Origin of the sequence: Candidatus Venteria ishoeyi, from assembly GCF_030378065.1 — a bacterium.
Lineage (GTDB): Bacteria > Pseudomonadota > Gammaproteobacteria > Beggiatoales > Beggiatoaceae > Venteria > Venteria ishoeyi.
Genome location: NZ_JAUCGJ010000078.1, coordinates 1 through 13,308, shown reverse-complemented (window position 1 = coordinate 13,308; position 13,308 = coordinate 1). Strand labels below are relative to the sequence as shown.

The following is a 13,308-nucleotide window of genomic DNA, read 5'->3' as shown; positions in this document are numbered from 1 at the left end:
TGTGACTTGCATGGTCAGCTTATTTCCTTTACGTGCTACAATTTTAGCCATAAATTTACTCCCTTGTAATTTTTACGTTGATGAAGGAAGTTTACCAAAAATACAACATCAATAAAAATCAGCACCCGGAGCGGATAATTGGTTGGCACAAGCTGTCAGGACGTTCCAGCAGGCTTTGGAGGGTGCGGATTTCATCGGCTAAACCTGGCAGAAAACGCTGCCAATCGTTGGCGAAAGCGAGGAAAAAGATTGGCGCGGAGGACATATTGTTTCCCATTTCCGTAAAAATTGTTTAACCTGACTGGATTTTAGGCGTGAACCAAGTCGCCGTCAAATTCATATGCGCATTGCACATGTTATACTTTTGAAAAGCCAACCGCTCTGCTCAGAGACAATATTTTTCCGCATTTATGAAAATCCTAAAAATCACCCTGCAAAATCTCAACGCCTTAAAAGGCACTCATAGCGTTAATTTAAACGTTGCCCCCTTAAAGAGCGCCTCTTTATTCGCCATCACTGGTGAAACTGGCGCGGGTAAAAGCACCTTGCTGGATGCCATTACCCTGGCTTTATATGGCAAGGTGGCGCGGGGTTGTGACAGTGCGAAAATGATGAGCCAGGGTACGGGTGAGAGCATGGCAGAGGTGGAATTTGCCTGTAACGGGCAATGTTACCGCGCTAAATGGCAGCAACGCCGCGCCAGAGGTAAGGCAATCGGTACGGTGCAAGCGGCAAAATATGAGCTGGCGCTCTTATCAGAAGACGGGCAAAAAGATAAAATCATTGCCGAGAAATTCCGTGAAGTGCGTGACAAGATTAAAGACCTGGTGCGGCTGGATTATGAGCAGTTCACCCGCGCCATTTTGCTGGCACAGGGGGATTTTGCACAGTTTCTGGATGCAGATGAGAAAGAACGTGGCGCTTTACTGGAGAAAATTGCGGGTAATACAATTTATGGAAAATTATCCAGTGCTGCTTTTCAACGTGCCAAGGCGGAAAAAACCAAGGTGGAACAACTGCGGACAAAAATTGACAGCGAGCGCCTGCTGGAAACGGAACAGCGCGATGCCATGACGCTTGAATATCAGCAATTACAGGCAAACAGTCAGACACTGAGCGGACAAATACAGGTTTTGCAGCAACAGCAGGCAGATTTACAAAGACAACAGGATTTAACTCAGCAGTTGCAGGATTTGACGGTGGAATTCACGACACTGGAGAGCCAACAACAGGCATTTAAGCCGCAACAGCAAAAGCTGGATTTGCATACACGTTTTATTGTTTTTAAAAGTGACTGGGAAACCCGGCAGCAGTTATTCAGCAGCATTGAGCAAACTCAGCAGGCGCTGGCACACTCAGAACACGAAAAGAAGCAACTGGACAAAACCGTTAAAGCCGCGCAAGACGCGCTGCAACAGGCTGAAAAAAGACAGCAACAGGCCATGCGCGAGCTTGAGGAACAACGCCCCTTGATTCAACAGGCGCTGCAATGGAATGTACAAATCAAACAACAACAGGATATATGCGATAAAAGCCAGCAAAGCTGCGATAAGACTAAAAAACACTTAAAAAGCAAACGCACGCGGCACAGCAAGCAGGAAAAGCAACTTAAAAAAATTCAAGGCCAGCAAACCGAAGTGGCAGACTGGCTGGAGGAGCACGCGGCGGCGGCAACGCTGGAAGTGGAATTATTTGCTTTACAGGCGCAGCAGGAGAAGCTGGCGGAACAGCAGCAGGATTTAAGCCATCAACGCCAGCAGCAGGAGGACTTAAAAACACAACAGGTGCAGTTACAGGCGGCACTGCTGACACAACAAAAAACCCTGCTCAAAACCCAAAAAAAATGTGCCCGGGAAAAAGCCGCTTTTGAGCAACTGCAACAGGATTGCCAACAAGCCTATGACGCGCAGCAGCCAGCGGTATTGCTGGAGCAGCGTGATGAACTGTTGAGCAAGCAGGAAGACTTAAAAACCGGCCTGAATCTGGCTTTGACTCTGGAAAAACAGACACAACATCTGGCGCGAGACAAAACGCAGCAGCAGGACAAAAACACGGCCTTACAGCTTTTGCTTGATGCGGAAAGTGACCTGGAAAAACAACTGGCAGCGCAGAAAACCCAGTTGCAACAGGCACAAAGCTTATATGAGCAGGCGCAGCAATTAAAAAATTATGAGCAGGCGCGGCAGGCATTAGAGGAAAACCAGCCCTGCCCTTTATGTGGTTCCAAACAACACCCGCTTAAAACCGATTACGTGGATCACAGCGATGCCATAGGCGAAAGTCTGGAACAGGCAAAACAAAGTCTGGCAGACTATCAGCAGCAGTGGGATAAACAACAACAAACCCAGGCAGGATTGCAAGCAGAAGTCACGGTTTTAACCCGCCAGGTGCAGGAAACCCAGGAGGATGTCACAGGTCTGCAAGAGGATTTTGCCGTGCTGGATTTAGTATTTGCACCCGCTGATATTAAAATACTGCAACAGCATATTGAGCAAAATGAGACAAAGATAAGCGGGCTGAAAACCGCCATTAAAAAGCTTACAAGCAGCGAGAAAAAACAACAAAAAAGCAAAGATTTGCAGCAGCAACAACAGGATGAACAGGATAAACTGGCACACAAAATCAATGCCTTAAACGTTGAAGAAAAACACTTATTAGAGACTTTGGCAGTTTTGCAGCAGGAACAAAAGCAATTCCAGCAAGCCTGCCTGCAACTGCTGGAAAAACAGCAATTAGTGCCTGAACCAGAACAGCAACCAGAACAACAGCCGGAACAATGGCTGGCAAGCTTGCAACAGCGGCTTGAGAAGTGGAGCAGCCAGCAGCAAAAAGCAGAAGATTTGCAGTTGGAAAGCGTACAGGTGGCAAGCACCCAGACGGAACTGGCAGCGCAGATTGCCGAAGAAAATAAACAATTAAGTACCCTGCAAAGCACCCATGAAAGCGATGCGCAGGCATTAGCGCAATTGCAACAAAAACGCCGGGATTGTTTTCCGGCAGACAATCCGCAGGCTGTGCTGGAAACTTTGAGCAAAACACTGGAAACCTGCCAGCAGCAGTTAAGCGAACAGCAACGCTTATGTCAGAAACAGCGTGATGCTTTAACCACGCTCACTGAACAACAACGCAGTCAGCAACAACTTTTACAGGAGCAGCAAGCTCGTTACCAGACGCAACAGACAGTGCTGGAAGATAAGGTTCAGGCAGCGGGTCTGGAAACGCTGGAACAATTGCCCCGGCAATGGCTGGATGAAGAAACACTGGCAGGGGCGTTGCAGCAGCAAAAAGACCTGGAAACCCGTGTGGCGCAATGTCAGCGTTCCGAGTTGGATACACGCGCGGCGCTGGAAAAACTGCAAACGCAGTTGCCACCGGATGTAACGCTGGAAGCAGTAAATAGCGAGCAGCAGAGTTTACAGGAAAATCAACAGGCACTGCATCAGCACATGGGCAAACTGGAAGAACAGTTAACTGCTGATAAGAAGCTGCGCCAGCAATTTGCAACAATTGAACAGGAAAGACAGGCGCAGGAAAAAATCTGGTCGGACTGGGCGAAACTCGATCAGCTGATTGGCAGTGAAAAAGGTGACAAGTTTCGTAAATATGCCCAGGGTTTGACCCTGGAGCAATTGCTGGGGCTGGCAAACCAGCATTTGCAAAAATTAAATCCACGTTATCGTATGCGCCGTGAGCCGGATAAGGAATTGATGCTGGAAATTATCGACAGCTATCAGGCTGATTATAATCGCCCGATGAACACGCTCTCCGGTGGCGAGCGTTTTCTGGTCAGTCTGGCTTTGGCATTAGGGCTGTCGGATTTGGCGCGGCGTAATGTCGAAATCGGCTCATTATTTATTGACGAGGGTTTTGGCACACTGGACGGGCATACCCTGGATATGGCGCTGGCAACGCTGGAAAACCTGCAAAGCCAGGGCGCGAAACAAATTGGTATTATTTCTCATGTGGAAATGCTGAAAGAACGTATTCCGGTGCAGATTCAGGTGCAAAAGCAGGGACAGGGTCACAGTGATATAAGGATTGTGGCTTAAACCTTGTTTTTTGCAACAGACACCCTTATCCTTAGTAAATCTCTGATATACATAACAGGTAATTGAAAATGAGCGAAGTTGAAACTGAAATCCCACAACCATTAATCTTTACGGATAACGCAGCGACCAAAGTGCAGGAGCTGATCAATGAAGAAGAACAGGAAAACCTGATGCTGCGCGTGTTTGTGCAGGGTGGCGGTTGTTCCGGTTTTCAATATGGTTTTACATTTGAAGAAAATTTACAAGACGGCGACACCGTGGTTGAAAATCTGGGCGTGAAATTACTGGTTGATCCCATGAGTTTTCAATATCTGGTCGGCGCAGAAATCGACTACACTGAAGGGCTGGAAGGCTCACAGTTTGTAATTCGCAATCCTAATGCCACCACCACCTGTGGTTGCGGCTCTTCCTTTGATTCTTGATTAAATTGATAATTAAAGAAGCATCCCGGTTTCTAAACCGGGATGCTTTTTTTATGCGTGTTCCTTCAAGAAATATAAAAAATGCTGCCTGCATTAGATTAAGCTGAGTTCGATAGAAGAAATGGATACCAAAGGAATTCCAGTCCTAATGATGGGATTTTAGCCTTCAAAATCAGCTTAGCAGCATTTTTTCCAGGATGTTTTCATATAACAAGGATAAGGTCTCTAAATCGGCAATCGAGACACATTCATTCACCTTGTGTATGGTGGTGTTGAGTGGCCCCAGTTCCAATACCTGGGTGCCGGTGGGAGCGATGAAACGCCCATCAGAAGTGCCGCCACTGGTGGACAATTCGGTCTTAAAACCACAAATTTCCTGAATCGCCTGTTGGCTGGCACTGAGTAACCGACCACCAGGCGTTAAAAACGGCTCGCCGGAATGCTCCCAGCTTACGCTATAATCCAACTTAAATTCATCCAGCAGCGCGGTTACTTCTTTTTGTAAATCATGATGGCTTAATTCCGAGCTGTAGCGAAAGTTAAACACCACATCCAGATCGCCGGGAATCACGTTAGTTGCGCCGGTACCGGCATTAATATTGGAAATCTGAAAACTGGTGGGTGGGAAAAAGTCATTACCCTGATCCCATTCGATTTGACATAAACGCTGCATTAAGGGCGCAAATACATGTACCGGGTTTTTTGCCAGATGCGGATAGGCCACATGGCCTTGTATTCCGTGAATGGTCAGCCGCGCATTGAGCGAGCCACGCCGACCATTTTTAATGGTATCACCGAGCTTGCTGCTACAGGAAGGCTCGCCCACGATGCAGTAGTCCATGAACTCGTCACGCGCCTGCAAATGTTGCACAACTTTCACTGTGCCGTCTGTTGCCAGACCTTCTTCATCACTGGTGATTAAAAAGCCAATTGCGCCTTGATGTTCAGGATAACGTTGTACAAAACGCTCACAGGCAGTAATCATTGCTGCCAATGAGCCTTTCATATCCGCCGCGCCACGCCCGTATAACATGCCATCTTTACAGGTTGGTGTGAACGGTGGATAAGTCCACTGCTGCTCATCGCCACTGGGCACGACATCAGTGTGTCCGGCAAACACTAACAATGGCGCAAGCTTGCCGCGCCGCGCCCAGAGATTATCCACCTCAGCAAAGCGCAACGGCTCCAGTTCAAAGCCAATTGCACCAAGGCGTTGTGACAGCAATGCCTGACAACCGGCATCGTCAGGTGTCACCGAAGGGCGACTGATTAAGTCTATAGCCAGTTGCAGGGTTGCTGAATGAGTCATAAGTTAATTTCGATAAGTAATCTGAGTTCAATTCAGGCTTCATTCATCGCTTATAGCGATGAAAGCCGCCAAAATCTCACGCCAGGTTTTGATTGTGTGTCAGCTTACTGCATTCCCAATCTCCAGATTAGGAATGAGAAAATAAAAATAATTTCACGGATACCCCCCTCAAGGGGTGTTATCCGTCAGATGGCTGGAAATTATTTCGCCGCTTTCGCTACGCCTTCGCCACGTTCTGCTTTACGCTCAGCACTGTCAAAAATAGCCATTTTTTCCTTAAATGCTTTGCTTTCCATTACCTTGGCTTTACGATCCAGGCTTTCTGCGTAATCTGCCAGGGCCTGGGTTTTCATGCGGTTCACAACCTGTGCTTTCACCTGTTCAAAGTCAGGCACAGCGGCGGGGCGCATATCGTTCAGCAAAATAACGTGCCAGCCAAAACGTGATTGTATCGGGGTTTTGCTGGATTCACCTTTTTTCATGGCAGCCACTGCTGCACCAAAAGCAGGTACCATTTGCTGGCTACTGAACCAGCCTAAATCACCACCTTTTTCCGCAGAACCCTTGTCGGTGGATTGCGCTTTTGCCAGTTCCGCAAAATCTTTGCCTGCGGCTAAATCAACAATGATCTGCTTGGCGGCTGCTTCAGTTTCCACCAGGATATGTTGAGCGGAATATTCATTAGGGCGGTTTTCGGCAATAATGCGATCATATTCTTTTTTGGCATCTTCATCGCTGATTTTATGGTTTTCCATAAAGTCATTTTGAATATTTTCTGCCAGCAGATTGTAACGCAGGGTTTCCATTTTTTTGACAAATCCAGGCTTTTTATCCATGCCTTTGGCAACAGCTTCCTGATAAAACAATTCCCGACCGATCAATTCATTGATCAAACCAGTCGGATCAGGCATCACGTCAGACACTTTGCGCCGTGCATTCATATAATCATCATAATCCTGACGGGTGATGGCCTTGTCATTGACCTGTACCAATACGGTGTCTTTAGCCATGCCATCATTGGCAACGCCTTTCGCATCAGCAGCTTCGCCAGCACTGACTGTGACATTAGCGGTTAATAAAGCCAGACTTAATACCGTCATTGAAAAATGAGGAAATTTCATTATTTTTTATACTCCACGTTTTATTTTGAGAATCAGGAAAATTGTAGCGCAAAGCTACAGTAATTCAGCTTTTCTGACAATTGATAATGAAGATTTTGTAATTCTATGGATTTTCATTTGCAATGAATTCATGTCTTTACATAAACCTTTTAAGGCGTATACAATATCTGTGAAAACTTTCTATATCATGGTCAGGCAATAACAACGGCAAACCTGACCGAATCCATCACGGAATTGATTATGCCAGACAAACTGGATAAGGTGGTTGCTGAGGCCATCAAAAATAAAGAACAACGCGCTCAGGGGTATCGGGAAAAAGCACTGAAAATGTATCCCTGGATTTGTGGACGCTGCGAGCGCGAATTTACCCGGACAAATGTACAGGAGCTGACTGTTCATCATCGCGATCATAACCATGACAATAACCCGGAAGATGGCAGCAATTGGGAGCTACTGTGTGTCTATTGTCATGATAATGAGCATCAGCGACAACTGGAGTATGATACACATGGTCATGTGGATGTCGATTCGACAACAGGAGAAGCGACTTTTAACCCGTTTGCCGATCTACGCTCAATGATGAATAAAAAATAGCTGATGTTACGCATTAGGAGTGAGGATAAAATAAATACAGAAACTGGGCGCAGGATTTTTATTCATTTTCAAGGCGTGAAAACAGGCGCATAGCAAGCTATGTAACTGTTTTCACAACGTAGAAAATGGAGAAAAAGACCAGCCAAGTTGCTGAAGTTATAAAATTCTCACTCCTTAGCATGAGGTGAAAGCGGTTTTCAGCGTCTTTAGCGTTGAATGAAGCTTTCACCAAATTCAGACTATATGCCCGCCCAGTTAAACAGAATCGAAAATAGCGCATCAATCACGATAACCAGGAAAATGGATTGTACAACGCTGACGGTGACCTGTTTACCAACGCTGTCCGCCCCGCCTTGTACCCGAAAGCCCTGATAACAAGCGATTAGCACAATAATTGCGGCAAATATCGGGGCTTTGCCAATCCCGATAATAAAGTGCCGCAGTGCGATTGCGTGCTGAAAACGATCCAAAAACTCAAAAAAACTGACATCCAGGGTGAGACTGGCAATCAGCATCCCCCCCAATACTCCTGTTATATCCGCAAATACGCATAGCAGCGGCATGGCAATCATTAAAGCCAGTAACTTGGGTAAGACCAGCAGTTCCATAGGCGCAATGCCCATGGTGCGCAAAGCGTCCACTTCATCATTAATTTTCATGGTACCAATTTGTGCGGTAAACGCAGAACCTGTGCGTCCGGCAATCATAATGGCTGTCAGCATGGGAGCCAGTTCACGCAGCAGCGTGATACCCACCAGGTCAACAATAAAGATATTCGCGCCATATTGCGCCAGTTGCGTGCCACCCTGATAGGCCAGCACGATGCCGATTAAAAAAGACATCAGCCCAACAATTGGCAAGGCGTTAACCCCGGCTTGCGCCAGCGTCACCCAAATGGCCTGCCAGCGAATGCGCGCAGGTTGCAGCATACTGTGAAAAATGCTGTTCGTAGTTTCACCAATAAAACTGATAAAGTCAATGGTGGCAAGGCTTTTGCGCCAAACTTGGCGTCCTATATTTTCCAGCAGCCCAGGAGCTTGATGGGGAACGTTATTGCTCGTCTGACCGGGGGTTTTGGAATGTACCAGTTTGAGCAGCGCGCTGTGAGCAGGTTTTAAGCCGGTTAAGGTGCATTGGGGTTGTTTTTTCTGTAATTGTTTCTGAAGTTGAAACAATAACCAGGCACCTGCCGTATCCATGCGCTGAATCTGGCTGGCATCCAGGATACAATTTTCGGGACAGTGCCTGATGGTTTTTGTTAAGCACCGATCCAGATGCTTGCTGCCATTCAGTGTCCAGTCGCCACGACAAAACAAGCGGGTGCGTTGCGCATTGAATTTTAGTTGCGCATGTTGGGTTTTATGTTCATTTGAAAATATCATCAAAACCTTTTTCATCCAGCGAATTTTCTGGACTGAGTTCGGCAAAGTCTTCAGCAATCCACAAGGTTTTGGGTATAGTCAGCTGGGTTTCATTATTGTCTGGTTTTTGTAACTTTACCGCTTTCTGTTTTTGCCTGTTGGCATTTGCCTGTTTGGTTTTGTTGTTTTTTTTCTCTGGCGTGATTTTAGCTTGCTTCGTGGCCCAGGCTTTTGTTTCCAGTTCGGTTTCCATCACTTCAATGATTTCGGGCGCAGGCGGTACAGCAGGTGCAGGGTTCGAAGTTGCTGGAACAGCAGTTTTGCGTGACAGGTGTCGAACCAGCAATGTCAACAATCCAAGCAGTGCAATAACAATTAACAACCAGCGATACAGGTCTTCATAAGTCATTGTCAGGGGTTTTTCAGGTGCAGGTACAACTGGTGCAGGTGCAACTGGCGCAATGGGTTTGATTGCTGCACTGCCGGGTATTTCAGGTATGGGTTTATTAATAACAGGATCCAGCGTACCACCTGGTCTTGCCTTTATATCGGATGTCGGGGCGTTTGCTTGCTGTATTGCTGGCACATCACGCGGCAGATGGCTTATCGCTGGTGCAAGCTGAAACATTGTCGGCAATACTGAACTTGAAACTGCGGGGGAATCAGGGGACGTTATTGTATTGACTTTGGGCGCGGCTTTCACGCCACCCGGTCTTGTATTTATATCGGATGTTGGGGCATTTGCTTGCTGTATTGCTGGCACATCACGCGGCAGATGGCTTATCGCTGGTGCAAGCTGAAACATTGACGGCAATACTGAGCTTGAAACTGCAGGAGAATCAGGGGACGTTATTGTATTGGCTTTGGACGTGGCTTTATCGCTAATACTTGTAACAGGTTTAGGGGTGTCTGCTGGTGTTGTTTGCGGACAAATAATAGGTTTTTGCTGGCGCTTGCTCCAGGCTTGTTCCTGACGCGCAAATTCAGTCACTGCCTGCTTGCGGCTTAAGCGTTGAATACGGGTCAGCGATGGAATGCGCAGCAGACTGCCGGTTTTCATGGAGTTGAGATTACAAGGCCGTTCAAAAGCCTGGGGATTCGCCTTAAGCAAAGCCAGAATCATTTGCTGGTGGCTGATGCTTTTATTCGGGCGCAATTTCCCCGCAATACGCCACAAAATCTCACCTTTTTTAACCGGGCCATAAACGGTCTTATTTTCTGCATGAACTGCGGAAAACACAGACAATAACAAAACACAAAAAATTAAACGGAAGCTGAACATACGCATAAGGGAGAGGATTGTTCAAAAAAATTTTGGGTGATACGCAGTTGCGCCTCGCTGCTTTCAACCCGATTAACCGTCTGGCGGAAACGGTTGCCATCACGTTGGCTTTTGCTATACCAGGATAAATGTTTGCGCGCCATACGCACACCCGTATATTCGCCATAAAACTGGTACAAGGCGTGTAAATGTTCTAATAAAATATTCAGTATTTCTGTATTATCCGGTGGCGGCAGGTGGCTACCAGTTTGCAAATAGTGTGCAACTTCCTGAAATATCCAGGGATAACCCTGCGCGCCGCGTCCAATCATAATCGCATCAGCGCCGGTATAGTCTAATACACTTTTCGCTTTTTCCGGCGTGGTAATATCGCCATTGGCAATAATCGGGATATTCACAGCGGCTTTGATGGCGGCAATGGTATCGTATTCCGCTTCACCGCGATAAGCGCAGGCGCGGGTGCGACCATGTACGGCAAGTGCTTGTATACCGGCATGTTCTGCAATTTTGGCAACGACAACGCCGTTGCGTTGCTCGGGTGCCCAGCCGGTGCGGATTTTCAGGGTCACGGGTATATCAACGGCATTCACCACCGCATCAAGAATTCGGGCAACACGGTCTTCATCTTTGAGCAGCGCGGAACCGGCCATGACATTACAGACTTTTTTGGCGGGACAGCCCATATTGATGTCGATGATCTGCGCACCCTGCGCTTGATTAAAACGCGCAGCCTCAGCCATTTGCTGCGGATCGGAGCCTGCAATCTGTACACTGCGGGGATCGGGTTCGCCTTGGTGGTCGATGCGTGAGCGGGTTTTTTTGCTACCCCACAGCAAATTATTTGCGCTGATCATTTCCGACACGGCAAGTCCCGCCCCCATGCGCCGACAAATCTGTCGGAACGGGCGATCAGTAATGCCTGCCATCGGTGCCAATACCAGGCGGTTTGACAGGGTATAAGGACCAATAGACCAGGTGTTCGAGGATAGCGTAGCCATCAATCTGACAATCGATTAAGTGGGTTTATCCTGGTTTTCAGCATTGTCTTCCATGTGTTTTAACACCTGCTGCAAACCACTGTCGACTAAATCCAATACAGATAATAACTGGCCTTCGTCAATCTCCACCCCGGCTTTTTTTAATGCAGCGATTTCACCAGTGATGGCTTGTAAAGACTTGACGATAGTTGTGTGGCTTTCTTCTTGATTTTCCATATATTTTTCTCCCAGTCGTGGAATTCCTTTTCCAGAAAGGACAGGATACAGCGATGTAAAATTGAGTACAAATCTAAGACAATTTATAGTGTATTTCCAGTTATAGAATACTCGCTAAAATAAGTAAAGTGAATATTGCAACACTTTAGCTTACCAAGTTACGCATTATCAGTTTTTTGCCTGCGTGATTGTGCGTGCAAATCTTCCACCGCCTCAACCAGTTCCACAATAACACCATTAAGTGATTGCACGCCCTGACTTAAACTTTGATCCAGTTGACCGGTGAAGGCTTCCACCTGATGCCGGTATTGATCCAGACCATGTACCAGTTCCTTAAACACCTTCGCCATACTCTCATCCACTTGCATAAAATGACCTTCATACTGCTGCCAGACTCTGCCCACAGATTCGCTGCCTTGTTGCAGTGCCTGCGCGGCAGTGACACTGCTTTGATTTAAATGGGTGCCGGTTTCCTGTAATTGCAGCACCAGTTGGTTTAACTGATGCAAACTGTGGTTAAAGTTTTCTGCTGTCTGCTCCAGGGGCGCGCTGGCATTTTGCAGCAATGCTGCGCTGTCCTGCAAACCCTGCGTTAAATGGTTAAGCTGATACAAAAAACCAGTTTCATTCTGGCCCAGCGCATTTTGTACCTGCTGTAATTGTTGCGCCGCATTGCTGACATGTTGTTCCATGCCATTGCCGGTCTGTTCAAAACGCTGCTGAAAGGTTTCCAGGCTTAATGCCAGTTGTTTTAAGGTCCCTGCCAGTTGGCGTAACTCATCCCCTGCCAAACCCTGCATTTGTTTTGCAAAAGATTCAATTAAATCCTGCAAGGCAGCATGATTCAGAGACCCCATTTGTTCAGTCAATTGTTGCAAACCCTGTTTAATTTGCTGCTCTAAAGGCTGCAATAGCGACTGCCAGTTTGTGGATAATTGGTTGAGCTGCTGATTTTGTTTCTGTGCCTCCTGTAGTTGTAAGGCGCTGATACGCTCTGCCGTATACAACAATAAACAGGCTTCCAGGTGTTGATTAAAAGTTTCCAGTTGCTGATACAGACGATGCAGACGGGCCTTTTCCGCCCAGGAAAACAAAATAGAAGCCAATAAACCAGCAATAGAAGTGACAAACTTAAAAGTCGCAGCATGTAATAATTGTTTCAGCGCGGTTTGTGCCTGCACGATGTCTTCTGCCGCGACCCCCTGACTGGCAAACCATAGCGCGGCAACCAGACCGATAAAGGTAAACCAGATACCAATGCCCACTAAAATATTGGGAATCGCCTGATATAAACGCAAATTGATATTTGCCGCAATCAGGCTGTGTTCATTAAAATAATGCCCCGGCGCAACCGTGTACCAATACGGTTCCCCACTCTGGCGCGGCGGTAACAAGGTTTGTTGAAAATTATGCCATTGCCGGGCGGTGAGTTTGTTATTGCGCAGTTGCTGGTTTATGTCCTGAAACTGCTGCGCAAAAAGCTGGGGATCAAGTTGATGGAAATGGCGATTGAGCACCTGTAATTGGCGTTCAATACCCCGTATCAACCAGCTAAAACGCAGCCAGAACAACAGGGCAATACATAAAATGGCAATGGCAATCGCCCAGGGCATTTCCGGGTGATTAATGAGGGCTAAAAATTCATCCATATGACTATATTTCTCAATGGTCTAGCAGTGTGTCCCCCTGTATCTTGGAGGTATTACCGTGCCTCAAGCAACTAAGGCAATGAAGACGGCATAACATCAGTGAGTAATAAAAACTTCCTGTTCCAATTGTTTGTCATTAAATGACTTACTTTCAATTAAATTTAATACTTTTTTAAGAGAAGGTGATGCTGACAATTGAATTATATTTATATTTTTTTCATCTGGATCAGTAATTAGATTAATAATCTTAATTTGTTTTTTATCATATTCATATATCCTCTTAATACCAGTATGAGTCTTAATAAGT

General features: G+C 46.6%; 12 protein-coding genes. 3 read left to right on the top strand and 9 right to left on the bottom strand.

Annotated elements, in window-relative coordinates; translation table 11 throughout:
* Nucleotides 1-118: 118 nt before the first annotated feature.
* Nucleotides 119-265 carry a hypothetical protein gene (locus tag QUF61_RS17485; RefSeq protein ID WP_289682853.1) on the bottom strand — a complete coding sequence of 49 codons (147 nt, stop codon included), beginning with the start codon at nucleotides 263-265 and terminating at the stop codon, nucleotides 119-121.
* 145 nt (nucleotides 266-410) lie between these two features.
* Here QUF61_RS17485 and QUF61_RS17480 point away from each other — a divergent pair, with 145 nt between their 5' ends.
* Together QUF61_RS17480 and erpA are read left to right on the top strand one after the other, a co-directional pair.
* The gene (locus tag QUF61_RS17480; protein WP_289682852.1) at nucleotides 411-4,049 is read left to right on the top strand and encodes an AAA family ATPase; all 3,639 of its coding nucleotides are present in this window, start codon (nucleotides 411-413) and stop codon (nucleotides 4,047-4,049) included.
* A gap of 68 nt (nucleotides 4,050-4,117) precedes the next feature.
* Nucleotides 4,118-4,471, top strand: a complete 354-nt coding sequence (erpA, locus tag QUF61_RS17475) for an iron-sulfur cluster insertion protein ErpA (protein ID WP_289682851.1) — start codon at nucleotides 4,118-4,120, stop codon at nucleotides 4,469-4,471.
* A 172-nt stretch (nucleotides 4,472-4,643) separates the two neighbouring features.
* Here the strand turns inward: erpA and dapE are convergent, their stop codons facing one another.
* Together dapE and QUF61_RS17465 are read right to left on the bottom strand one after the other, a co-directional pair.
* Complete coding sequence (dapE, locus tag QUF61_RS17470) at nucleotides 4,644-5,780, bottom strand: succinyl-diaminopimelate desuccinylase (protein ID WP_289682850.1); 1,137 nt, start codon at nucleotides 5,778-5,780, stop codon at nucleotides 4,644-4,646.
* A 200-nt stretch (nucleotides 5,781-5,980) separates the two neighbouring features.
* Nucleotides 5,981-6,901, bottom strand: coding sequence for a peptidylprolyl isomerase (locus QUF61_RS17465; protein ID WP_289682849.1), 921 nt, complete (start codon nucleotides 6,899-6,901; stop codon nucleotides 5,981-5,983).
* Nucleotides 6,902-7,141: 240 nt separating this feature from the next.
* Between QUF61_RS17465 and QUF61_RS17460 the strand changes: the two genes are divergently transcribed.
* Nucleotides 7,142-7,495, top strand: a complete 354-nt coding sequence (locus QUF61_RS17460) for a YajD family HNH nuclease (RefSeq protein WP_289682848.1) — start codon at nucleotides 7,142-7,144, stop codon at nucleotides 7,493-7,495.
* 239 nt (nucleotides 7,496-7,734) lie between these two features.
* Here QUF61_RS17460 and QUF61_RS17455 read toward each other — a convergent pair whose 3' ends face one another.
* From QUF61_RS17455 to QUF61_RS17430, 6 genes are all read right to left on the bottom strand, one after another.
* Nucleotides 7,735-8,877 carry an MlaE family ABC transporter permease gene (locus QUF61_RS17455; RefSeq protein WP_289682847.1) on the bottom strand — a complete coding sequence of 381 codons (1,143 nt, stop codon included), beginning with the start codon at nucleotides 8,875-8,877 and terminating at the stop codon, nucleotides 7,735-7,737.
* Nucleotides 8,861-10,144, bottom strand: a complete 1,284-nt coding sequence (locus QUF61_RS17450) for a FimV/HubP family polar landmark protein (RefSeq protein WP_289682846.1) — start codon at nucleotides 10,142-10,144, stop codon at nucleotides 8,861-8,863. The genes QUF61_RS17455 and QUF61_RS17450 overlap by 17 nt, the downstream gene beginning before the upstream one ends.
* The gene (gene dusB / locus QUF61_RS17445) at nucleotides 10,120-11,136 is read right to left on the bottom strand and encodes a tRNA dihydrouridine synthase DusB (RefSeq protein ID WP_289682845.1); all 1,017 of its coding nucleotides are present in this window, start codon (nucleotides 11,134-11,136) and stop codon (nucleotides 10,120-10,122) included. The genes QUF61_RS17450 and dusB overlap by 25 nt, the downstream gene beginning before the upstream one ends.
* Nucleotides 11,137-11,151: 15 nt before the next feature.
* Nucleotides 11,152-11,352, bottom strand: coding sequence for a hypothetical protein (locus QUF61_RS17440; RefSeq protein WP_103919603.1), 201 nt, complete (start codon nucleotides 11,350-11,352; stop codon nucleotides 11,152-11,154).
* 158 nt (nucleotides 11,353-11,510) lie between these two features.
* Nucleotides 11,511-13,001, bottom strand: a complete 1,491-nt coding sequence (locus tag QUF61_RS17435; protein ID WP_289682844.1) for a hypothetical protein — start codon at nucleotides 12,999-13,001, stop codon at nucleotides 11,511-11,513.
* A 96-nt stretch (nucleotides 13,002-13,097) separates the two neighbouring features.
* Nucleotides 13,098-13,308: hypothetical protein (locus QUF61_RS17430; protein WP_289682843.1), on the bottom strand; the 211-nt coding region annotated here is incomplete at its 5' end.